General features: G+C 67.4%; 19 protein-coding genes. 9 read left to right on the top strand and 10 right to left on the bottom strand.

Annotation, left to right across the window (positions count from 1 at the left end):
* Positions 1–156: 156 nt before the first annotated feature.
* Entirely contained in the window at positions 157–1572 is a 1416-nt protein-coding gene (locus tag AC3IRM_RS08095; protein ID WP_489205682.1) for a cryptochrome/photolyase family protein, read from the bottom strand.
* Between the two features lie 198 nt (positions 1573–1770).
* Here AC3IRM_RS08095 and AC3IRM_RS08090 point away from each other — a divergent pair, with 198 nt between their 5' ends.
* Both AC3IRM_RS08090 and AC3IRM_RS08085 read left to right on the top strand, forming a co-directional pair.
* Positions 1771–2211, top strand: a complete 441-nt coding sequence (locus AC3IRM_RS08090; RefSeq protein ID WP_489205681.1) for a SufE family protein — start codon at positions 1771–1773, stop codon at positions 2209–2211.
* Positions 2208–3476 (top strand): MFS transporter, encoded by a 1269-nt coding sequence (locus tag AC3IRM_RS08085; protein WP_489205680.1) that lies wholly within the window; start codon positions 2208–2210, stop codon positions 3474–3476. Before AC3IRM_RS08090 ends, AC3IRM_RS08085 begins: the two co-directional genes overlap by 4 nt.
* Before the next feature lie 76 nt (positions 3477–3552).
* Here AC3IRM_RS08085 and dksA read toward each other — a convergent pair whose 3' ends face one another.
* Complete coding sequence (dksA, locus tag AC3IRM_RS08080) at positions 3553–4584, bottom strand: RNA polymerase-binding protein DksA (RefSeq protein ID WP_489205679.1); 1032 nt, start codon at positions 4582–4584, stop codon at positions 3553–3555.
* 112 nt (positions 4585–4696) lie between these two features.
* Between dksA and yidD the strand changes: the two genes are divergently transcribed.
* From yidD to AC3IRM_RS08065, 3 genes are all read left to right on the top strand, one after another.
* Positions 4697–4933 carry a membrane protein insertion efficiency factor YidD gene (gene yidD, locus AC3IRM_RS08075; RefSeq protein WP_310233627.1) on the top strand — a complete coding sequence of 79 codons (237 nt, stop codon included), beginning with the start codon at positions 4697–4699 and terminating at the stop codon, positions 4931–4933.
* Complete coding sequence (locus tag AC3IRM_RS08070) at positions 4930–6279, top strand: dihydroorotase (RefSeq protein ID WP_489205678.1); 1350 nt, start codon at positions 4930–4932, stop codon at positions 6277–6279. The genes yidD and AC3IRM_RS08070 overlap by 4 nt, the downstream gene beginning before the upstream one ends.
* 77 nt (positions 6280–6356) lie before the next feature.
* The gene (locus tag AC3IRM_RS08065) at positions 6357–7193 is read left to right on the top strand and encodes a M23 family metallopeptidase (RefSeq protein WP_489205677.1); all 837 of its coding nucleotides are present in this window, start codon (positions 6357–6359) and stop codon (positions 7191–7193) included.
* Positions 7194–7233: 40 nt separating this feature from the next.
* Here AC3IRM_RS08065 and folE2 read toward each other — a convergent pair whose 3' ends face one another.
* From folE2 to efp, 7 genes are all read right to left on the bottom strand, one after another.
* Positions 7234–8148: a GTP cyclohydrolase FolE2 gene (folE2, locus tag AC3IRM_RS08060; RefSeq protein WP_489205676.1), complete on the bottom strand. Its 915-nt coding sequence runs from the start codon at positions 8146–8148 to the stop codon at positions 7234–7236.
* Positions 8149–8286: 138 nt separating this feature from the next.
* On the bottom strand, positions 8287–8961 hold the full coding sequence (locus AC3IRM_RS08055) for a phytoene/squalene synthase family protein (RefSeq protein ID WP_489205675.1): 675 nt from the start codon (positions 8959–8961) through the stop codon (positions 8287–8289).
* Entirely contained in the window at positions 8958–9644 is a 687-nt protein-coding gene (locus AC3IRM_RS08050) for a phosphoglycolate phosphatase (RefSeq protein WP_489205674.1), read from the bottom strand. Before AC3IRM_RS08050 ends, AC3IRM_RS08055 begins: the two co-directional genes overlap by 4 nt.
* Positions 9641–10351 (bottom strand): bifunctional 2-polyprenyl-6-hydroxyphenol methylase/3-demethylubiquinol 3-O-methyltransferase UbiG, encoded by a 711-nt coding sequence (gene ubiG, locus AC3IRM_RS08045; RefSeq protein WP_489205673.1) that lies wholly within the window; start codon positions 10349–10351, stop codon positions 9641–9643. The genes AC3IRM_RS08050 and ubiG overlap by 4 nt, the downstream gene beginning before the upstream one ends.
* 10 nt (positions 10352–10361) lie before the next feature.
* Complete coding sequence (locus AC3IRM_RS08040; RefSeq protein WP_489205672.1) at positions 10362–11705, bottom strand: TRZ/ATZ family hydrolase; 1344 nt, start codon at positions 11703–11705, stop codon at positions 10362–10364.
* Between the two features lie 2 nt (positions 11706–11707).
* Positions 11708–12457 carry a PA3715 family protein gene (locus tag AC3IRM_RS08035; RefSeq protein WP_489205671.1) on the bottom strand — a complete coding sequence of 250 codons (750 nt, stop codon included), beginning with the start codon at positions 12455–12457 and terminating at the stop codon, positions 11708–11710.
* A gap of 183 nt (positions 12458–12640) precedes the next feature.
* Positions 12641–13207, bottom strand: coding sequence for an elongation factor P (gene efp / locus AC3IRM_RS08030; protein ID WP_489205670.1), 567 nt, complete (start codon positions 13205–13207; stop codon positions 12641–12643).
* Between the two features lie 93 nt (positions 13208–13300).
* On the opposite strand from efp, the gene epmB reads away from it, so the two are divergent.
* Positions 13301–14344 carry an EF-P beta-lysylation protein EpmB gene (gene epmB / locus AC3IRM_RS08025; RefSeq protein ID WP_489205669.1) on the top strand — a complete coding sequence of 348 codons (1044 nt, stop codon included), beginning with the start codon at positions 13301–13303 and terminating at the stop codon, positions 14342–14344.
* Positions 14345–14367: 23 nt separating this feature from the next.
* The gene (locus tag AC3IRM_RS08020) at positions 14368–16449 is read left to right on the top strand and encodes a GGDEF/EAL domain-containing response regulator (RefSeq protein WP_489205668.1); all 2082 of its coding nucleotides are present in this window, start codon (positions 14368–14370) and stop codon (positions 16447–16449) included.
* Between the two features lie 30 nt (positions 16450–16479).
* Here AC3IRM_RS08020 and AC3IRM_RS08015 read toward each other — a convergent pair whose 3' ends face one another.
* Positions 16480–16947 (bottom strand): nuclear transport factor 2 family protein, encoded by a 468-nt coding sequence (locus AC3IRM_RS08015; RefSeq protein WP_489205667.1) that lies wholly within the window; start codon positions 16945–16947, stop codon positions 16480–16482.
* Between the two features lie 159 nt (positions 16948–17106).
* On the opposite strand from AC3IRM_RS08015, the gene AC3IRM_RS08010 reads away from it, so the two are divergent.
* Together AC3IRM_RS08010 and AC3IRM_RS08005 are read left to right on the top strand one after the other, a co-directional pair.
* On the top strand, positions 17107–18786 hold the full coding sequence (locus tag AC3IRM_RS08010; protein WP_489205666.1) for a long-chain fatty acid--CoA ligase: 1680 nt from the start codon (positions 17107–17109) through the stop codon (positions 18784–18786).
* A gap of 168 nt (positions 18787–18954) precedes the next feature.
* A complete protein-coding gene (locus AC3IRM_RS08005) occupies positions 18955–19869 on the top strand; it encodes a crotonase/enoyl-CoA hydratase family protein (protein WP_489205872.1) in 915 nt (304 codons plus the stop codon).
* The last annotated feature ends 6 nt before the right edge of the window (positions 19870–19875 follow it).

Raw genomic sequence — 19875 nt, 5'->3', positions numbered from 1 at the left:
GGCTGCGGCAGGGTCAACGCGCGCCCTGACGTCTCAGGGTTCAATGCACCTCTGGCCGGCACGCATGGCGGCGCGCTGGCCGTGCATCCCACGGGCCATGCCGAAAAACGCCGCGCGCCGCACGCGACCGACCGGCCGGCAGACCCAGCTGTGGTCTCAACGCGACGCCTGGTATGCCGCCAGCGCCGCCTCGCGACCCGCTGCGAGATCGACGATCGGTGTCGACGGATAGTCCGGCGCGACGGATTTCAGCAGATCGGGATCCGTCCACGGACTGAAGCGCAGCGGCACGGGCAGGCCGGCGAGTTCGGGCACCCAGCGCGCGATGTAGCTGCCGTCGGGATCGAACTTCTGCGCCTGCGTGACCGGATTGAACACACGGAAATATGGCGACGCGTCCGCGCCGGTGCCGCCGATCCATTGCCAGCCCAGCGTGTTGTTGGCCAGATCGGCGTCCACCAGCGTGTCCCAGAACCAGTGCGCGCCTTCTCGCCAATGGATACGCATGTGCTTGCACAGCCAGCTGCCGACGATCATGCGCACGCGGTTGTGCATCCAGCCGACGTGCCAGAGCTCGCGCAGCCCGGCGTCGACGATCGGTACGCCGGTGCGCCCGCGCTTCCAGGCTTCGAGCGCGGCCGGCTGCACGCGCGCCCATGGAAACCGCTCGAAGCGCGGATTGAAGTTCTGCTCCGGCGTCTTCGGAAAATGGTGCAGCAGGTGATGGGCGAACTCGCGCCAGCCCAGCTCGCGCACGTAGGCATCGATGTCGGGCGCCGTGGCCGCGGTGCGTTCCGCCTCGAGCGCGGCGACCACGCGCCAGGGCGCGATCTCGCCGAAATGCAGATGCGGCGACAGACGCGAGGTGCCGGCCTGATCGGGACGATCGCGTCCGGTGCGATAGCCGCGCAACGCACCGTCGACGAAGACCTCCAGCGCCTCATGGGCACCGGCCTCGCCGGGTGCCCAGAACGTCCAGAAACCGGCGTCCCAATCCAGCGCGGGTGTCAGGTGCAGGTCCTCGAGCGCGACACCCGACGGGCCGTCGTCGACGGCCGGCAGGCTGCGCGGTGCGCTCCAGGTGTCTGGCAGATGCAGCTCGGTCAATGCCTTGCGCCAGAACGGCGTGAACACCTTGTACGGCCCGCCCTGCCCGGTCTGCAGCGACCAGGGCTCGAGCATCAGCGCGCCATTGTGGCTTTCGGCGCGCACGCCCGACGCGCGCAGATCGCGTTTGACGCCTGTGTCGCGTGCCTCGATCGCCGGATCGTAACGCCGGTTCCAGAACACGGCTTCGGCGTTGCAGGTGTCGACCAGAGTTTCGAGCGTCGCGTGGCTGGGGCCATGGAACAGGCGCAGCTGGCTGCCGCGCTTGCGCAGCTCGGCGTCGAGCGCAGCCAGAGAGCGGTGCCGCCACGCATTCGATGCAGCGCCCGGCGCCCACTCGCCTTCTTCGTCGGGCGCGTGGATGTAGACACACACCGGCGCGAGGCCTGCATCGAGTGCGGCGCGCAGGGCCGGGTTGTCATCGAGTCGCAGGTCGTTGCGGAACCAGACGATCGCGTTCGCCAAAGCGCTTCTCCCCTCGCGCCGAATCGTGCGGCGGACATTCTCTGAATACGCGTGAGGATCCTGAGAACCCAGGGATCTCCACATCGAGTAGCGCGCATTCTATCGATCACCAGCCACTGTCCGGGACAGTGCGCGGACGGGATCGGTCACAATATCGCCCGCAAGTGCGTGCCCGCGCCCGAAAAGAGTCCAGCCCAAGTGACCCCGACCCCGTTCCCCGTCGACCCCAGTCCCGCCGACGCCCAGCGCGCGATCGCCGAAGAGTTCGCCTTCTTCGGCGACTGGTCCGAGCGCTACCAGTATCTGATCGATCTGGGCCGCAAGCTCCCCGAGTTTCCCGATGCGCTGAAGACCGAAGAGCACCGCCTGCATGGCTGCCAGTCGATGGTCTGGATCGTCGCTTCCGGCGACGCCGACCGTCTCGACTTTGCTGCCGCCAGCGACTCGGCGATCGTCTCGGGCCTGATCTACCTGGCCCTGCGCGTGTATGGCGGCCGCAGCGCCCGTGAGATCGTCGACACCGATGCGGACTACATCGGCGACATCGGCCTGGCGAAACATCTGTCACCGACCCGCAACAACGGCCTGGCTGCCCTGCTCGCCTTCATCCGCGACCGCGCGCAGCGCGCGCTGGCGTGAGCACCGCGCCGCCGCCGGAGCCCGACGAACCGGGCTCCGGCGATTCCAGCCGCGCAGCGCCGTTGCGCAACCGCAACTTCCGCGCCCTGCTGGGCTACCGCATCTTCACGATCCTGTCCTATCAGATCGTCGCGGTCACAGCCGGCTGGCACATCTACGCCGAGACCGGCGATCCGTGGATGCTTGGCCTGATCGGCCTGGCCGAAGTGCTGCCGTACTTCTGCGTCGCGCCGTTCGCGGGCTATCTGGTCGATCATCTGCCGCGGCGCAAGCTCGGCATGGCCGCCGCCGCGGGCCTAGCGATCACGCCGCTGCTGCTGGCGCTGCTGACCTCGGGACTGATCGCCGGCAGTGTCTGGCTGCTGTATCTGCCGATCATGCTGACCGGCATGGTCCGCGCGTTTCTCGGACCGGTGTACAACGCGCTATTCGCCCGCGTGCTGCCGCGGGACCAGTTCGTGCGCGGCGCGAGCCTGGGCAGCATCGTGTTCCAGAGCGCGCTGGTGCTCGGCCCTGCAATCGGCGGCCTGCTGATCAAGCCACTCGGCATTCCCGGCGTCTTCCTGCTGGCGTCGATCCTCGCACTCGTGGTGATCGTGTTCCTGGGGCGCATGGACGTCACCGAGCCTGCGCAGCAGTTGCAGCGCGAACCCGTCTTCGCCAGCATCGCCGAGGGCGCGCGCTTCGTGTTCGGCCACCAGATCCTGCTCGCCGCGCTGGCGCTGGACATGTTCGCGGTGCTGTTCGGCGGTGCGATCTCGCTGGCGCCGGCCTTCATCCACGACATCCTCGACTACGGCCCCGAAGGCCTCGGCATCCTGCGCAGCGCACCGGCGCTGGGCTCGGTGGCGATGGGCATCTGGCTTGCGCGCAATCCGATCCAGCGCAACGCGGGCCGCTTCCTGCTGGTCGCGGTTGCCGGCTTCGGCCTGTGCATGGTCGGCTTCGGCCTGTCGACGGCGTTCTGGCTGTCGGCGTTCTTCCTGTTGCTGTCGGGCATGTGCGACGGGGTGTCGGTGGTGATGCGCTCGACGATCATGCAGCTGTCGACGCCCGACCACATGCGCGGCCGGGTGTCGTCGATCAATGGCCTGTTCGTCGGCTCGTCGAACGAGATCGGCGCGTTCTACATGGGCTCGATGGCGCGCCTGCTCGGCCTGGTACCGGCGGTCGTGATCGGCGGTTTCGTGACGATGGGCGTGGTCGCGTCGACTGCGCTGAAGGCACCGCGGCTGCGCCGTCTCGATCTGCGCGAGCTGCAGTGAGCCGCTGTTTCCGCACAGGTGCGAATACGAAAAAGCCCGCTTGCGCGGGCTTCTTCCAACACCGGAATGACGACGGTCAATCGCCCATCTGCTTCTGCATATGTTCCCAGCGTTCCTGCTCGTCGATCGTACGCTCAGCGGTCAGACGCGCTTCGAGACGGTCGAGACCGATCTCTTCGCCCGAATCGACGCTGTAGCCGTACTCACCCTCGTCGACGCGCTTGAGCGTGCTGTCGATCTTGCCGATCAGCTTGCGGTAGCGGTCACGGGTGCGCAGTTCCAGCGAGTTCTCGGTTTCACGGGTCGCGCGTTCGGCTTCATCGCCGACGTCACGGACTTCGTCCTTGAGATTCTCGATCGTCTGCTTGGATTCTTCGACCAGGTCCGCACGCCAGTTCTGCAGACGCTGACGGAAGTACTCGAGCTGCAACGCACTCATGTACTCCTCGTCGGCGCTGGGCTTGTAGCCCTGCGGAAGGATGGGACGACCTGTTTCTGCATCGGTCTTGTACTGCACGACCTTCACCTTTGTTCTTGGCGCCGGCTCTTGCTGGCGCGCAACGCCCGCGACGGCGACTTTGCCGACCGGACGTGGACGCTTCGTGGGAGTGGATGCCGGCACCGGCTTCGGCGCGGCGGCTTTCACCGGAGCGGGGGCCTTCTTCGGGGCCTCCGTCTTCGGGGCGACAACGGCCGTGTCGGCGATCGACGTGGCCGGTGCCGCCTTCTTCGCGACGGGCTTGCTCACCGCTGCGGGAGCAGCGGCCTTCGGCTTCGTCACAGGCTGGACGGCCGCGGCTTTCGCCGGGGCTGCCTTCGCCATTTTCTTCACAGGCGCGCCCTTCGCAGGCACGCTCTTGGCAGCCGACTTCGCCGGCGCCGCCTTGGCGGCAGGCTTGGGCGGCGCTGATTTCTTCGCGGGTGCCTTGACCGGCGCCTTCTTCGCAGCCGGCCTGGCGGGCGCGGCCTTGGCGACGGCCTTCTTCGGGGCCGGTGCCTTCTTGGCGGGTGGCTTGGTGACGGGGGCAGCCTTCTTCCCGACGGCTGCCTTCGCGGCGGGCTTTACGGCCTTCTTGACGGCCTTCTTTGCGGGTTTCTTGACTGCCACGTGCTGCGATCCTTGTCATTCCCTTGGGCGGGGAAGCGGCGTGTTATACCCTGCATGCCCCTGCAGCGGCAACCGTCCCGACCACCGTGTTCATCGCCCCCGCCGACCTGCCGTGATCGCGCGCCTGCTCATCTTCCTGCTGCGGGGCTACAAGCGCTTCATCAGCCCCCTGCTCGGCCCGCGCTGCCGCTTCCATCCCAGCTGCTCGTCGTACGCGATGGTGGCCATCGCCCGCTTCGGTGTACTGCGCGGTGGCTGGCTCGCCCTGCGCCGCCTGTCGCGCTGCCATCCCCTGCATCCGGGCGGAAACGACCCCGTGCCGATGCCGAACCTGGACTCCAAGCCATGACCTCGACCCTGATCCGCAACGCACGCCTCGTCAACGAAGGCCGCATCTTCGACGGCGATCTGCGCATTGCCGACGGCCGCATCGCCGCGATCGGCGGCGACCTCGCCGCCCGCGATGGCGACACCATCGTCGATGCCGCCGGCCGCTGGCTGCTGCCCGGCATGATCGACGACCAGGTGCATTTCCGTGAGCCGGGCATGGAACACAAGGCCGACATGGCGACCGAGTCGGCCGCGGCCGTTGCCGGCGGCCTGACCAGTTTCATGGACATGCCCAACACCAGCCCGCCCACGCTCAGCGCCGACGTGCTGCAGGACAAGTACGACCGCGCCGCCGGTCGCGCCCGCGCGAACTACGGCTTCTATATGGGCGCCAGCAACGACAACCTCGACCACGTGCGTCGCATCGACCCGCTGACCACGCCGGGCGTCAAGGTCTTCATGGGCGCATCGACCGGCAACATGCTCGTCGACGATCCAGAGACGCTCGACGGCATCTTCCGTGAGACCCCGGTGCCGATCATCACGCATTGCGAGGACACGCCGACGATCGACGCGATCCAGCGCGAATACGTGGCGAAGTACGGCGACGATATTCCGGCCGAATGTCACCCCGACATCCGCTCGCGCGAGGCCTGCATGAAGTCGACGCAGCTGGCGCTGTCGCTGGCGCGCCGCCACGACACCCGTCTGCATGTGCTGCACATTTCGACGGCCGACGAACTGGCGCTGTTCGAGCGCGGCCCGCTGGTCGATGCCACCGGCAGGCTGCGCAAGCGGATCACCGCCGAGACCTGCATCCACTTCCTGCGCTTCGACCGCGCCGACTACGCGCGCCTGGGCCACAAGATCAAGTGCAATCCGGCGATCAAGGACGCGTCCGACCGCGAAGCGCTGCTGCGCGCGCTGGCCGACGATGTCATCGACGTGCTCGCGACCGATCATGCGCCGCATCTGCTGAGCGAGAAGGAGAATCCGTACACGCGTGCGCCGAGCGGCCTGCCGCTGGTGCAGTTCGCGCTCAGCGCCGCGCTCGAATGCGTGCACGAAGGCCACTTCGACATCACCCACGTGGTGCAGAAGTTCGCACATGCGCCGGCGCAACTGTTCGACGTCGCCGAGCGCGGCTTCCTGCGCGAGGGCTACTTCGCCGATCTGGTGATGGTGGAAGACACGCCGTTCACCGTGACGCGCGAGCAGGTGTTGTCGAAGTGCGGCTGGTCGCCGTTCGAGGGCACGACCTTCCGGTCGCGCATCGCCTCGACCTGGGTCAACGGGCATCTCGCCTGGAACGGCACGCAGCTGGTCGGCGAAGCGGCCGGTCAGCGACTTGCGTTCGCGCGGTGAGTGTCGACGGGACACCCTGTCTTCATCGCCGGGTGCGTAGCGTGCCCAACGCATTTCCTCCCTGCCCGGACCACCGCATGCCCCTGCTCCGCCGTTTGCCGCTCGCGTGTCTCCTGATCGTTGCATTGCTCGTATCCGTCGCGCCGCTGGCGGCGCAGGACGCGGGCGATGTGCGTTTCCCGGCGCAGGTGCAACAGGGCAGCCTGGTGATCGGCAAGGTGCCGGCCGGCAGCCGTGTCCAGTATCGCGACCGCGCGCTGCGCGTCAGCGGCTACGGCACCGTCGTGCTCGGCGTCGGGCGGGACGAGACCGGACCCGTGCAGCTCGATATCACGCACCCCGACGGTAGCCAGCAGTCGGCATCGATCGCGATCACGCCACGCGACTGGCCGGTCGAGCGTGTCAACGGCGTGCCGCCGGCCACGGTCAATCCGCCGGCGGCGATCGCAGAACGCATCCGCCGCGAGCAGGCCCAGGTCACCGAGGCGCGCGTACGCGACGACGACCGTGTCGATTTCGGCAACGGCTTCATCCGTCCGGTCGAAGGCCGCATCAGCGGACGCTTCGGTCGCGCGCGTTCGTACAACGGCCAGCCGGGCTCGCCGCATTCGGGCATGGACATCGCCGCGCCGACAGGCACACCGGTCAAGGCGCCGGCCGCTGGCATCGTCACCTTCGCCGGTCCCGATCTCTATCTGACCGGCGGCACGCTGCTGCTCGATCACGGACACGGCGTGAGTTCGAACTTCCTGCACCTGTCGCGCATCGACGCGAAGGTGGGCGACCGCGTCGAACAGGGCCAGGTCATCGGCGCCGTCGGCGCGACCGGGCGTGCGACCGGGCCGCATCTGCACTGGGGCATGAACTGGCTGGATGTGCGGGTGGACCCGCAGCTGGTGCTTGAGAGGCCGTAGACCTTCGCGCCGCATCATCACGGTGACGCGACGACAGAGTTTACGGCCCGCTCACCCGCGCCACCGCGTCATGCGCGTGCAGGCTTTCGAAGTGCGAGACCCTGGCCTCGAACCGCGACACGCGGGGATCCGCCGACAGCGCGGCAGCGACGCGACGGGCGGCGTCTTCGCAGAACATCAGGTTCTCGGCATTGAGGCTGGCGAAGGCCTGTTCGTCCTCGCGCTTGACCGCGGTCTGCACCGGCGTGCCGAGCGCGTGTTCCAGCGCGTCGACGATCGCCAGGATCGGGAAGGTATCGACGTCCGCGCTCAGGGTCAGGCGCACGTCGGCGCGGCTGCGCTGAGCGTGCGGGGTTGCGGCCAGACCCCGCGGCGATTCCAGCCAGTCGCGCACGGCGTCGTAGCCGCTCGTCTCCGGCGTGAAATCACCGGCGAAGCGCGCGGCATTGAGCTGGCGCGACAGCGCGGCCGAGGCCGGACAGGTACTCGAATACTCGACCGACAACGAAAGCGTCAGCGCCAGGCCATCGCGGCCGAGCACGGCATCGATCTCGACCGGATAGGTCTTCCAGCCACTGTGCGCGCTGGCGAGTGCGGGGCGACGCAGCAGTTGCCCGTAGCGCAGGGTGAGCTGCACGCGATCGGCGAGACCGCGCTGCGACTCGATGCAGTCGCGCAGCACGCGGGCGAGCGTCTCGCGGTCGAGGACCTGGCTCGACAGCGCGTCCTGCAGATGCAGGTACAAGCGGGACATATGGATGCCGCGCGCGTCGGGATCGACCAGGTTCACGCCGATGTCGGCAGACGCCGGCACCGTCACCGCGCCGCCGTCGGCATCCTCGATGCGCAGCGGCAATGCGATGTTGCCCATGCCCACCCAGTCCAGCAGGCGCGCGGCCTGGGCCTGGTCGCCGGCGACGTCGGGAAGGCGGTCGGGGGAGGATTCGGTGCTCAAGACGGGACTCGTGGCGTTGGGCGGGAATGACGCAACGGGCGCCGGTGTGCGGCGCCCGTCTTGGGGGTCCAGTCTACCGGCTCGTCCGTATCGACCCCCGCAACGCTGCGTTTCCGCGCCCGTTCGCGCAGGCGATGTTCAGCGCTGACGCGCGGCCCGCCAGCTCGACCACAGCACGCGTGGACCGGGCACGGGGCGGCTCTCGCCATCACGCGCGAGCACGCGCAGGCGCGCACCGAGGATCGCGTTTTCGATCCGGCGCGGCCGGGTGCCGTCGCCCTGGACGCGCCAGTCGGCCAGCAGATGCGAAGCGAGTGCCTGATCGGCGCGCACGAACGCCTGCATCGCCAGCAGCGGCGCGGCGTCGATACGGCCATCGCCGCTGTCCCGCCCGCCATCGCCGAACAGGCGCGATTCGCAGGCCGCGATCGCGAGCGCGAGGTCCTGCAGCTGGACGAGATTGCGCGTGGCGTCGGCGGGATGTTCGCGGGTCGCGGGCAACAGGCGCAGCGCCAGAGCGAGCGTCTGCCACGGTGCATCCACGCGTTGGAGTTGCGCGCCCAGCGGATGCCGGCGTGCGCCCTTGGCCCAGCCCTGCAGTTCGTCCTGCCACCACGCGAGTTTCGCCAGACCCGGCGTCGCGTCGGTGCCGGCCCAGGCCGCATCACACAGTTCGTCGAGCAGCGAAAACCACGGCGCTGCGCGATCGCGTTGATCCGCCGCAACGAAGGCCATGCCGATGCGCCATTCCGGCCAACGCGCCTGCCACTTGCCGACGAAATCCTCGTCGCCCGACTGCATCGCCGCGCTCATCGCTGCGGCCAGCCGGCGGGCTCGACCAGTGCCTGCACCGCGTCCAGCATCACGTCGCCCTCCCAGGCGACCGGATCATCGTCGTCGAGCCGATAGCCCCACAAGGCGACCACCGACGGCATGCCCGCCGAGCGCGCCGCCGCGATATCGCGCGCATCGTCACCGACATAGACGCAGTCCGCCGGCGCGATGCCGATCGCATCCGCTGCGTGCAGCAGCGGCAACGGATGCGGCTTGCGCTCGGCCAGTGTGTCGCCACCGATCAACACCGCGCAGCGGTCCTGCCAGCCGAGCTGCGGCAGGATCTGCGCCGCCAGGTATTCCGGCTTGTTGGTGACGATGCCCCATGGCGTGCCGGCTGCTTCGAGCGCGGCCAGCATCGCCTCCACACCGTCGAACAGCACGCTGTGGCGACCGAGCTCCTCGTCGTAAACGGAGAGGAACTCCGGCACCAGCGCGGTCACGCCGTCGGCGTCGAGCTCGGGAAACGCAACCGACGCCATCGCACGTGCGCCGCGCGAGACCACGGGACGGATCTCGGTCAGCGCCAGTGGCGGACGACCGCGGCTGGCCAGCATCCGGTTGACGGTCGCGAGCATGTCGGGCGCGCTGTCGAGCAGCGTGCCGTCGAGATCGAACAATGCGCCGGCGGGGAACCGGCCGGCGGGACTCGAATCGCTCACTGCGGTTTCCGCGCCCAGGCCAGGTAGTTCACATCGGTGCGCGGAATCAATCGCGCGCCGTTGCGCCACGGCTCGTACATCAGACCGGTGACGTCCTGCAGTTCAAGGCCCGCATCGCGCAGCCAGCCGCCGAGTTCCGACGGTTTGATGAAAGCCGCGTACTGGTGCGTGCCGCGCGGCAGCAGGCGCGCGACGTACTCCGCGCCGACGATCGCCAGCGCGAACGCGGCGGGCGTGCGGTTGAGCGTGGACACGAACAGCGAGCCGCCGGGCTTGAGCAGGGTGGCGCAGGCTTTCAGGATCGCGGCCGGGTCTGGTACATGCTCGAGCATTTCCATGCAGGTCACCGCATCGAAGCTGCCCGGCTGTTCGACGGCGAGCGCCTCGACCGACTGCACGCGGTAATCGACCTGCACGCCGCTTTCCAGCCCGTGGAGCTTCGCGACCTTGACCAGATCCTCGGCCAGATCGATCGCGGTGACGCGCGCACTGCGCTGCGCCATGGCCTCGCTCAGCAGGCCGCCACCGCAGCCGACATCGAGAATGCGCGCATCGTCGAGCCGGGCGCGCTCGCGCACATAGTCCAGTCGCACCGGGTTGAGCGCATGCAGCGCCTTCTGCGGGCCGTCGGCATCCCACCAGCGGTTGGCGAGCGCGCCGAACTTGTCGAGTTCGGCCTGGTGGAAGTTGTCGCGTGCTGCGGTCATTGCGGTGTCCTCATGCGCCGTTGCGCAGGGTGGCGATGCGCGCACGCCATTGACGCGCGTTCGCGGTGATGGCGTCGAGATCGAAACCGATCAGGGTGCGCGACTGCAGCTTGGGCTGGCCGGCGATCCACACATCGCCGACCTGGTGGCGACCGGTCGCGTAGACCAGCTGCGAGACCACGTGATGCAGCGGCTGGGTTTCGATCGGCGACAGGTCGACGCAGATCAGATCGGCCTGCTTGCCCGGCTCGATCGAGCCGATGCGATCACCGAAGCCCACCGCCTTCGCGCCGCCGAGCGTCGCCGCGCGCAATGCCGTGAACGCATCGAAGCCGGCAGCATCGTTCGCGACCGCCTTGGCCAGGATCGCCGCGGTGCGGGTCTCGCCGAACATGTCGAGATCGTTGTTGCTGGCCACGCCGTCGGTGCCGATCGCGATATTGACCCCGGCGCGCTCCAGCGCGCACGCCGGGCAGAAGCCCGACGCCAGCTTGAGATTGGATTCGGGGCAATGCACCACGCTGACGCCGCGTTCGGCGCACAGGTGGATCTCGCTCTCGGTCAGCTGGGTCATGTGCACGGCGATCAGACGGTCGTTGACCAGACCGAGCCGATCGAGGCGTGCGATCGGCCGCTGGCCGTGTTCGTCGATCGACTGCTGCACTTCCTGCGCGGTCTCGTGCAGATGCAGGTGCACCGGCAGATCCAGCTGGTCGGCGAGCATGCGCACGCGCTCGAAGTTCGCGTCGTTGACCGTGTACGGCGCATGCGGCGCGAACGCCATCGCGATCAGCGGATCGTCGCGCCACTGGTCGTGGACCTCGCCGGCGCGCTCGAAGTATTCGTCGTCACTGGATGCCCAGGCGGTCGGAAAATCGATGACCGGCAAGCCGACGCGCGCCCGGAAGCCGTGCCGCTTGTAGACCGCGGCCTGCACGTCGGGAAAGAAGTAGTTCTCGTTGACGCAGGTGGTGCCGCCGCGAATCATTTCGGCCAGCGCCAGGGTCACGCCGTCGGCGACGAACTCCGGACCGATCACCGCGCCTTCGATCGGCCAGATGTGTTCCTGCAGCCAGACCTTGAGCGGCAGGTCGTCGGCAATGCCGCGCAGCAGCGTCATCGGGTTATGGGTGTGTGCGTTGACCAGACCGGGCAGCAGCGCCGACTGCGGACGCGAAACCGTTTCCGTCGGGGCGAAACGCTGCCGCGCTTCGGCAATCGGCAATACCGCCACGATGACGCCGCGATGCACCGCGACCGCGTGATCGTCGAGTACCACCGCATGCGGTTCGACCGGCACCACGTGCGCGGCCTCGATCAGCAGGTCGATGGATTGCGGGATCGGGTCATGCATGTTCAGTTGTCCTCGGGGGCCTGGGTCCAGAAGAACCCGTTTTCCAGGGCGCTCGTGTCGTAGCGCGTGCCGTCGTAACGCACAACCCGGCTGTCGCGACGGCGCACAGTCTGCTCCGCATCGCTGGTCGCGGCACTTTCGATACGCGCTACGTTGGCGGTCACGCGTAGATCGGCGAACCCGTTGTGCGCGCTCCGCTCCACGCCGATGGTGAATGCCGCTTCCTCGGTCACCAGACGCTGGTTACGATCCCAGCTACAGGGCTCGCCAACCACCCGAGCCCAGAAGTCGGTGTACGAATTGAACACCGGCCGGAGTGCGTCACCTTCGCGCACGTACAGCGTGAGTTCGTCATTGAAGCGGCCGTCCGGACAACGCGGTCCGGGTGCGGAACTGCGGACCACGACACCGAACGCGCGTACGCCTTTCGCGAGGTCGTAGCGCGCGGTGTCGAGCTTGAGTCCGTCATTGAGCAACGCGAACGCCGCATCCTCGGTGAGGTCGGTCTCGTGCACGGCGAGGATGTTGGCCTCCTGCGCACCGAGCACTGCAATGACCAGACGCAGCACGCGCCCGTCATCGTCGGATTCCGGCAATGGATAGGCCACCGCCGCGAGTGCGAGCGACTCGTCGTACGGCCAGACCTTGCAGGCTTCGGCCACCAGTGGCACGTCGTCGCCCGTCGGCAGCAGCGACGCCTGCGTCAATGCATACAGAGTCTGCAGCGGACAGGCGTCTTTGGCGGACGCCATGCCCGACGCGCCTGCTGCCCCGAGCAGCAATACGCCTGCGAGCAGCCGGCACAATCGTTTCGCGGTGACGTCAATCACGCGCATAGGCACTGGGTCCCCGCCTGAACAGACATAGGTCTGCTGAAGACCGCGGGGATGATGGACCCGCGACGCGAATCGCCTCGCGATTTCGCTGCGGATCAATCACTTCACCCGGCTGACGTACTCGCCCGAACGGGTGTCGACCTTGATGACTTCGTCCTGGCCGACGAACAGCGGCACGCGGACCACGGCACCGGTTTCCAGCGTCGCCGGCTTGCCGCCGCCGCCGGAGGTGTCGCCGCGCACGCCCGGATCGGTCTCGGTGATCTGCAGTTCGACGAAATTCGGCGGCACCACCTGGATCGGCGTGCCGTTCCACAGCGTGACGACGCACTGCTCCTCGCCCTTGAGCCACTTCTCAGCGCCGCCCATGCCGGCCTTGTCGGCCTGGAACTGCTCGAAGGACTCGGGGTCCATGAAGTGCCAGGACTCGCCGTCGCTGTAGAGGTACTGCATGTCGGTATCGACGACATCGGCCGCTTCCAGCGAGTCGGTGGCCTTCATCGTCAGTTCGACGACGCGGCCCGACTTGATGAAACGGTACTTGATGCGGGTGAACGCCTGGCCCTTGCCCGGCTTGACGTATTCCGTCTCGGTGATGACGCAGGGTTCGTTGTTGACCAGGATCTTCAATCCGTTCTTGACGTCGTTCAAGCCATAACTGGCCATCGTTCACTCCTGCTGGGCCGGTTGCGCCGGCGTCTACAATATGGGGTTTCCCGGCCGCGACTCGCGCGGACGGCTCTACGGATTCAATCCCACATGATACCCGCAGCCCCCCTCACGATGCAGCCGCGCCGCTGGCAGCAGGCCTGGCGCGAGGCCGTCCGCGACCCACGCGAACTGCTCGACCTGGTCGGACTGCGCGGGGCCGCGCTGGGTGTGTCAGACGCCGCGGCCGCGCAGTTCCCGCTGCGGGTGCCGCGCAGCTTCGTCGCCCGCATGCGCCACGGCGATCCGCGCGACCCGCTGCTGCGCCAGGTGCTGCCGCTCGACGCTGAGATGCGGCCCGTGCCCGGCTTCGGCCTGGACGCGGTTGGCGACGGCGCCGCCAAGGCAGGCCACGGCGTGATCCACAAGTACGAGGGCCGTGCATTGCTGGTGACGACCGGCAGCTGCGCCGTGCATTGCCGTTACTGCTTCCGCCGGCATTTTCCCTATGCCGAGGAAACCGCGGCCGCGGACGGCTGGCGCGAGGCGATCGCGGCGCTCCGGGCCGACCCGAGCATCGAAGAGGTGCTGCTGTCGGGCGGCGATCCGCTGTCGCTGGCCACGGCCAAGCTCGCCGAACTCACCGACGCCCTGCGCGCTATCCCGCACGTGCGCCGCCTGCGCATCCACACCCGCCTGCCGATCGTGCTGCCCGAGCGGGTGGATGCCGAACTGCGCGACTGGCTGGCTTCGTTGCCATGGCCGATCGCGATCGTGGTGCACGCCAACCATGCCAACGAGTTCGATGCCGATGTCGATGCGGCGATGCGCGCCCTGCGAGAGACCGGTGCGGTGCTGTTGAACCAGGCGGTATTACTGCGGGGCGTCAACGACACTGTCGATACGCTGGCCGCACTCGCCGAGCGTGGATTCGCTGCCGGCGTGCTGCCCTACTACCTGCACCAGCTCGATCGTGTGGCGGGAGCGGCGCATTTCGAGGTCGACGACGCCACCGCGCTCACCCTGCACGCGGCGCTCGTCGCCCGCCAGTCGGGCTATCTCGTCCCGCGTCTTGTGCGCGAGGTCGCAGGTGACGCGTCCAAGCGTGCCATGACCGGTCACGGCGATGGACGGATCACCCCCTCCGTGGCATAACGCGGTCTGCCCTGGAGACCCGAATGTCGACACGAGCCGACACTGCCCTGCGCCTTCTGATCATTGACGACCGCGTCGAGGATGCCGAGGCCCTTGCCAGTGGCTTGCGCAATGCCGGCATCGCGGTCCGCCCGCTGCGGCCGGAATCCGACGACGAGCTGGGCCGCATGATCGGCAGCCAGTCTCCCGACGTCGTGATCACTGCGCGCAACTCGACCCTGCTCCCGTTCGCACAGGTCATGCAGCGTGTCGCCGACAGCGGCCGCGATCTGCCGGTCATCGCACTGGTCGACACGCTGATCGAGACGGACTACATCGATGCGATCCAGTCCGGTGCCCGCGCCGTCGCCTTGCGCCATGCGCCCCAGCAGCTGCTCGCCTGCGTGCGCGAGGCCTGGGCCGATCGCGACGCCCGTCGCGGCCTGCGTCGTCTGGAAGCCCGCGTGCGCGAAACCGAGCGCCGGTGCGATGCGCTGATCGACTCGTCGCGCGACCCGATCGCCTACATCCACGAAGGCATGCACATCCGCGCGAATGCGGCCTATCTGGAAATGTTCGGCTATGACAGCTTCGAGGACATCGAAGGCATCTCGCTGCTGGACATGGTCGCGCCCCAGCACGTGGAATCGTTCAAGGCGCTGCTGAAATCCCTGAGCAAGGGCGAGCCGCCACCGCCGCGCCACGAAATCGAAGCGCGCGATATCGGCGGCAATGCGTTTCCGGCCTCGATGGAGTTCACCACCGCACAGTACGAGGGCGAGCCCTGCCTGCAGGTGGTGTTCCGTCGCCGCGAGGAGCTCGATGCCGACCTCGTGCTCGAGCTCGAGGAACTGCGCCACCGCGACCAGGTCACCGGCCTGCTGAACCGCCCGACCTTCCTGCGCGCGATCGAGGATGCCGTCGACGAGGCAGCGCAATCGGACGGCCAGTACGGTTTCCTGATGCTTGAGCCCGACCATCACCAGCAACTGCTGGCCGATATCGGCCTGGATCATGCCGACGATCTGTTGGCCGCCGTTGCCGGGCGCCTGCAGACGCTGGTCGACGGCGACGCCACCGTCGCTCGTTACGCCGGACATACGCTCGCGATCCTGCTGCGCGGCCACGATTACCACGCCACTGCCGCGACGGCCGAACGCATCCGTGCAGGATTCGCAGATCACGTGTTCGACGTGGGCGAGCGTTCGAGCGTCATCACCGTCAGCATCGGCGGTGTGCAGGTCGGCGAGAAGATCGCCAATGTCGCGCAGGTGCTCGCCCGTGCGACGACGGCCCTCGCCTCTGCATCCGGCACCGGCGGCAACCGCTGCGAGGTGTTCGACCCGAGCGCGGTGGACCGTGTCGAGGAAGAGCGCATCCAGGCCTGGATCGCCCGCCTGCGCAACGCGCTCGACAACGATGGCTTCGCGCTGCATTACCAGCCTGTGATCAACCTGCAAGGCGACAATGCCGCGGTCTACGACGTGCTGCTGCGACTTGACGGCGGCGACGGCGAGCTCATCGCGCCCGGAACGTTCCTGCAAATCGCCGAAGACAACGGCATGCTCGGCGAGATCGACCGCCACGTCGCTGCCCGCGCGATCGCCGCGATCGGTCAGCGCCTGCGCGCGGGTCATCCGACGACGCTACTGGTCAAGGTCAGCCAGGCGTCTCTCGACGGGGATGCGTTCGCGGATTTCGTCGGAGAGCAACTGGCCGAGCATCAGGTGCCCGGCGAGTACCTCGTACTGCAGCTCCCGGAAGCCAAGGTGTTCACGCACCTCAAGGCGACCCAGGCATTCGCTGCGCGCCTGGCACGCTTCGACGGGCGCTTCGCGCTCGAGCAGTTCGGCGTCGGTCTCGATTCGTTCCAGCTCCTCAGCCATCTGCAACCGCACCTGCTCAAGCTCGACCGCAGCTTCACCGACGATCTGCCCGGCAATACCGAGAACCAGGCGCGGATCGGCGAAATTGCACGCCGCGCGCGCGAAGTCGGCATCCGCACGATCGCCGAATTCGTGCAGGATGCGGCCAGCATGTCGATCCTGTTCGGCGCCGATATCGACTACGTGCAGGGCAACTTCCTGGCGGCGGCCAGTCCCGGCATGCATTACGACTTCGAGTGACGGATACGCGGCGGCGCACAGCGCCGCGTTTCAATCCAGAACCGGCGTCCAGTCCAGACTGGTGATCCGCCATACCCCGTCGCGCAACCGCCAGCCGCTTTCGATCCGCCACGCCTGCGCACTGTCGGGCAGCAGCGCACTGCCCTCCCCCCCGGTCAACGCCGCGCGCGTGCGCACCGTCGCGCGATCGCCCCCCTGCAACGCGACCTCGACCGGCCCCATGTGCACGCCGATGCGCTGATGCCGCAGCATCAACACCGCTGCCATCTGCCGTGCTGCGCGACGATCCATGTTCTGGGGGCCGATGAAATCCTCGTCGAGCAAGTCCGCCACATCCGACGCACTGCGTTGCTCGATGGCAGCCTGCAAGGCTGCGACCTGTGCGCGGATCGCGTCTTCCGGACCCGGGCGGCGACAGGCCGCAATGGCCAGCACGCACGTCAGCAAGATCGCGACAGCACCGCAGATGCGTCGTGCGTGGTCGCCTGTTTCCCGCATCGTTCCACTCTCCCGTCAGCCCCGAAGAAAAGCGCGCAACCCGCGCGATCTACGCCGCATCGCGCCTTGCCTCCCCCTAGAGCCTATGCTCCAATCGAGCGAATTGCACAGGTACGGTCACCAGTTCGAGTGACGGCCTTCAATCAGGGAGAGGATTGCATGACCGATCAACGTCCGTGGCTGGCGAACTACCCTGCAGGCGTGCCTGCGGAAATCGATCCCGGGCAGTACAGCTCGGTGCCGGCGGTTCTGGACGAAGCCATCGCGAAGTTTCGCGACAGGCCCGCGTTCTCGAACATGGGACAGACGATCACCTACGGCGAACTCGACGCGCGCAGCCGCGACTTCGCGGCTTACCTGCTCGGCGAACTCAAGCTCAAGAAGGGCGATCGCGTCGCGATCATGATGCCCAACTGCCTGCAGTACCCGATCGCGACGTTCGGCATCCTGCGCGCGGGCCTGACGGTGGTGAACACCAACCCGATGTACACGCCGCGCGAGCTGCGCCATCAGCTCGTCGACTCCGGCGCCGCTGCGGTACTGGTGATGGACAACTTCGGCAAGACCGTCCAGGACGTGCTGGCCGACACCCAGGTCAAGCAGGTCATCACCACGGGACTCGGCGATCTGCTCGGTTTCCCCAAGGGCGCGATCGTCAATTTCGTGCTCAAGCACGTCAAGAAGATGGTGCCGGACTACGCGATCCGCGGCGCCGTCCGGTTCCGCGACGCGATCGCAGCCGGTGCGAAGCACGAGCTGCCCAAAGTGTCGATCACGCACGAGGACATTGCGTTCCTGCAGTACACCGGCGGCACGACGGGCGTGGCCAAGGGCGCCATGCTCACCCACCGCAACCTCGTCGCCAACATGCAGCAGGCCTCGGCCTGGATCGGACCGCTGGCGCGCGAAGGCCAGGAAACGATCATCACGGCGCTGCCGCTGTATCACATCTTCGCGTTGACGGCGAACGGGCTGGTCTTCATGCGTCTGGGTGCGAAGAACATCCTGATCACGAACCCGCGCGACATGCCCGGCTTCGTCAAGGAGCTCAAGCGCGAGCCGTTCACCGCGATCACCGGCGTCAACACGCTGTTCAACGGTCTGCTCAACACGCCGGGGTTTGCCGACATCGATTTCAGCCCGCTGCGGCTCACCCTCGGTGGCGGCATGGCCGTGCAGCGCTCGGTCGCCGAGCGCTGGAAGCAGACCACCGGCGTCACACTGGTCGAGGCGTATGGCCTGACCGAAACCTCGCCTGCCGCCTGCATCAATCCGATGGACCTGGCCGAGTACAACGGCGCGATCGGGCTGCCTGTCCCATCGACGGAAGCCTGCGTCAAGGGTGAGGACGGCGCACAGTTGCCGGTCGGCGAAGTCGGCGAGCTGTGCATCCGCGGCCCGCAGGTGATGAAGGGCTACTGGCAGCGCGCCGAAGACACCGCCGAGGCGATCGACGCCGACGGCTGGCTGCATACCGGCGACATGGCGAAGATGGACGAGAAGGGATTCTTCTATATCGTCGACCGCAAGAAGGACATGATCCTGGTCTCCGGCTTCAACGTGTATCCGAACGAAGTCGAGGACGTCATCGCGATGATGCCGGGCGTGCTCGAAGTCGCCGCGATCGGCGTGCCCGACGACAAGTCCGGAGAGGCGGTCAAGGTCGTGATCGTGCGCAAGGATCCGTCGCTGACGGCCGAGCAGGTCAAGGCGCACGCGCGGGAAAACCTGACCGGCTACAAGCATCCGCGCATCGTGGAGTTCCGTACGGAACTGCCGAAGACAAATGTCGGCAAGATCCTGCGCCGCGAGCTGCGTGACGAATTGCCAAAAGTGTGACGAGGTTCCCAAATCCAGGTGACGGATTTGGCATTCAGCTTTCAGACCATTGAAATCCTTGCCCTTTTCGCCCGATGCGCGCATAGAAGCCCGCATCGGGCGAAAAATTTTATCGGGACCGCCTACCGGGCGCCCGACCGGTGGGAAGTCCGTTTCAGGGGATTTTCAATGACCAACGTCGAGCTGCTGCACGGTGACGCAACCGCCGCACTCTCCATCATCCGTATCGAACATGACGCGTCCAATGACTCGCACTGGTGCTTCATGCATACGCAGCAGGCGTTCTCCGATCCCACCTATCGGGCCTGCTTTTCTCCCGCCCTGCTGCGCGAACTGCGCCTCTTCGCGCAGCAGACGATCGATCGCATCGCCAGCCGCGCCGAGGCCGAACCGGCACACGTGTCGCACATCGTGCTCGGCGCGGACAGCCACGTGTTCAACCTCGGCGGTGATCTCAAGCTCTTCGCATCGTTGATCCGCGACCGCAACCGGGACGGCCTGCTGCGCTATGCGACCGAGTGCGTGGACAACATCCATCTGCTGCACACGCGCCTGCACCGCAATGCGCATACGGTGGCGCTGGTCGAAGGCGACGCGCTCGGAGGCGGTTTCGAGCTCGCGCTGGCCTGTCAGACCATCGTCGCCGAGAGCGGTGTGCAGATGGGGTTTCCCGAAGTCCTGTTCGGCCTCTTCCCGGGCATGGGCGCGTACTCTCTGCTCGCGCAGAAGGTCAGTCCGAAGGTCGCCGAGGAGATGATGCTCAACGGTGTGATGTACAGCAGCGACGAACTCCACAAGATGGGGATCGTCGACGTGCTCGTCCCCAAGGGCGAAGGCACGCGCGCGGTGCACGAGGTGATCCGTCAGAACCGCCGGATCGCCGCCGCGCGCCTGGCCCTGCACGAGGTCCGTGAGGGTGCACACCCAGTGACGCACGAAGAGCTGATGCGCATCACCCGGATCTGGGTCGACACCGCGTTGCAGCTGGGCGATCGCCAGTTGCGCACGATGGAGCGTCTGGTCCGCGCGCAACTGCGCAGGCCGGATGCGGTGGACGACGACAAGGCCGCCGACGTCGGCTGATCGCCA

Source organism: Luteimonas sp. KH_071 (genome assembly GCF_057838005.1).
Note: the sequence above shows the minus strand (reverse complement) of the source record. Positions and strands in the feature narration are given on the sequence as shown.

Excerpts from the sequence above, each read along its gene's own strand:
- AC3IRM_RS08070 (WP_489205678.1), top strand. The coding sequence starts at position 4,930 with ATGACCTCGACCCTGATCCGCAACGCACGCCTCGTCAACGAAGGCCGC.
- AC3IRM_RS08065 (WP_489205677.1), top strand. The coding sequence starts at position 6,357 with ATGCCCCTGCTCCGCCGTTTGCCGCTCGCGTGTCTCCTGATCGTTGCA.
- AC3IRM_RS08055 (WP_489205675.1), bottom strand. The coding sequence starts at position 8,961 with ATGAGCGCGGCGATGCAGTCGGGCGACGAGGATTTCGTCGGCAAGTGG.
- ubiG (WP_489205673.1), bottom strand. The coding sequence starts at position 10,351 with ATGACCGCAGCACGCGACAACTTCCACCAGGCCGAACTCGACAAGTTC.
- AC3IRM_RS08040 (WP_489205672.1), bottom strand. The coding sequence starts at position 11,705 with ATGCATGACCCGATCCCGCAATCCATCGACCTGCTGATCGAGGCCGCG.
- AC3IRM_RS08035 (WP_489205671.1), bottom strand. The coding sequence starts at position 12,457 with ATGGCGTCCGCCAAAGACGCCTGTCCGCTGCAGACTCTGTATGCATTG.
- efp (WP_489205670.1), bottom strand. The coding sequence starts at position 13,207 with ATGGCCAGTTATGGCTTGAACGACGTCAAGAACGGATTGAAGATCCTG.
- epmB (WP_489205669.1), top strand. The coding sequence starts at position 13,301 with ATGATACCCGCAGCCCCCCTCACGATGCAGCCGCGCCGCTGGCAGCAG.
- AC3IRM_RS08020 (WP_489205668.1), top strand. The coding sequence starts at position 14,368 with ATGTCGACACGAGCCGACACTGCCCTGCGCCTTCTGATCATTGACGAC.
- AC3IRM_RS08015 (WP_489205667.1), bottom strand. The coding sequence starts at position 16,947 with ATGCGGGAAACAGGCGACCACGCACGACGCATCTGCGGTGCTGTCGCG.
- AC3IRM_RS08010 (WP_489205666.1), top strand. The coding sequence starts at position 17,107 with ATGACCGATCAACGTCCGTGGCTGGCGAACTACCCTGCAGGCGTGCCT.
- AC3IRM_RS08005 (WP_489205872.1), top strand. The coding sequence starts at position 18,955 with ATGACCAACGTCGAGCTGCTGCACGGTGACGCAACCGCCGCACTCTCC.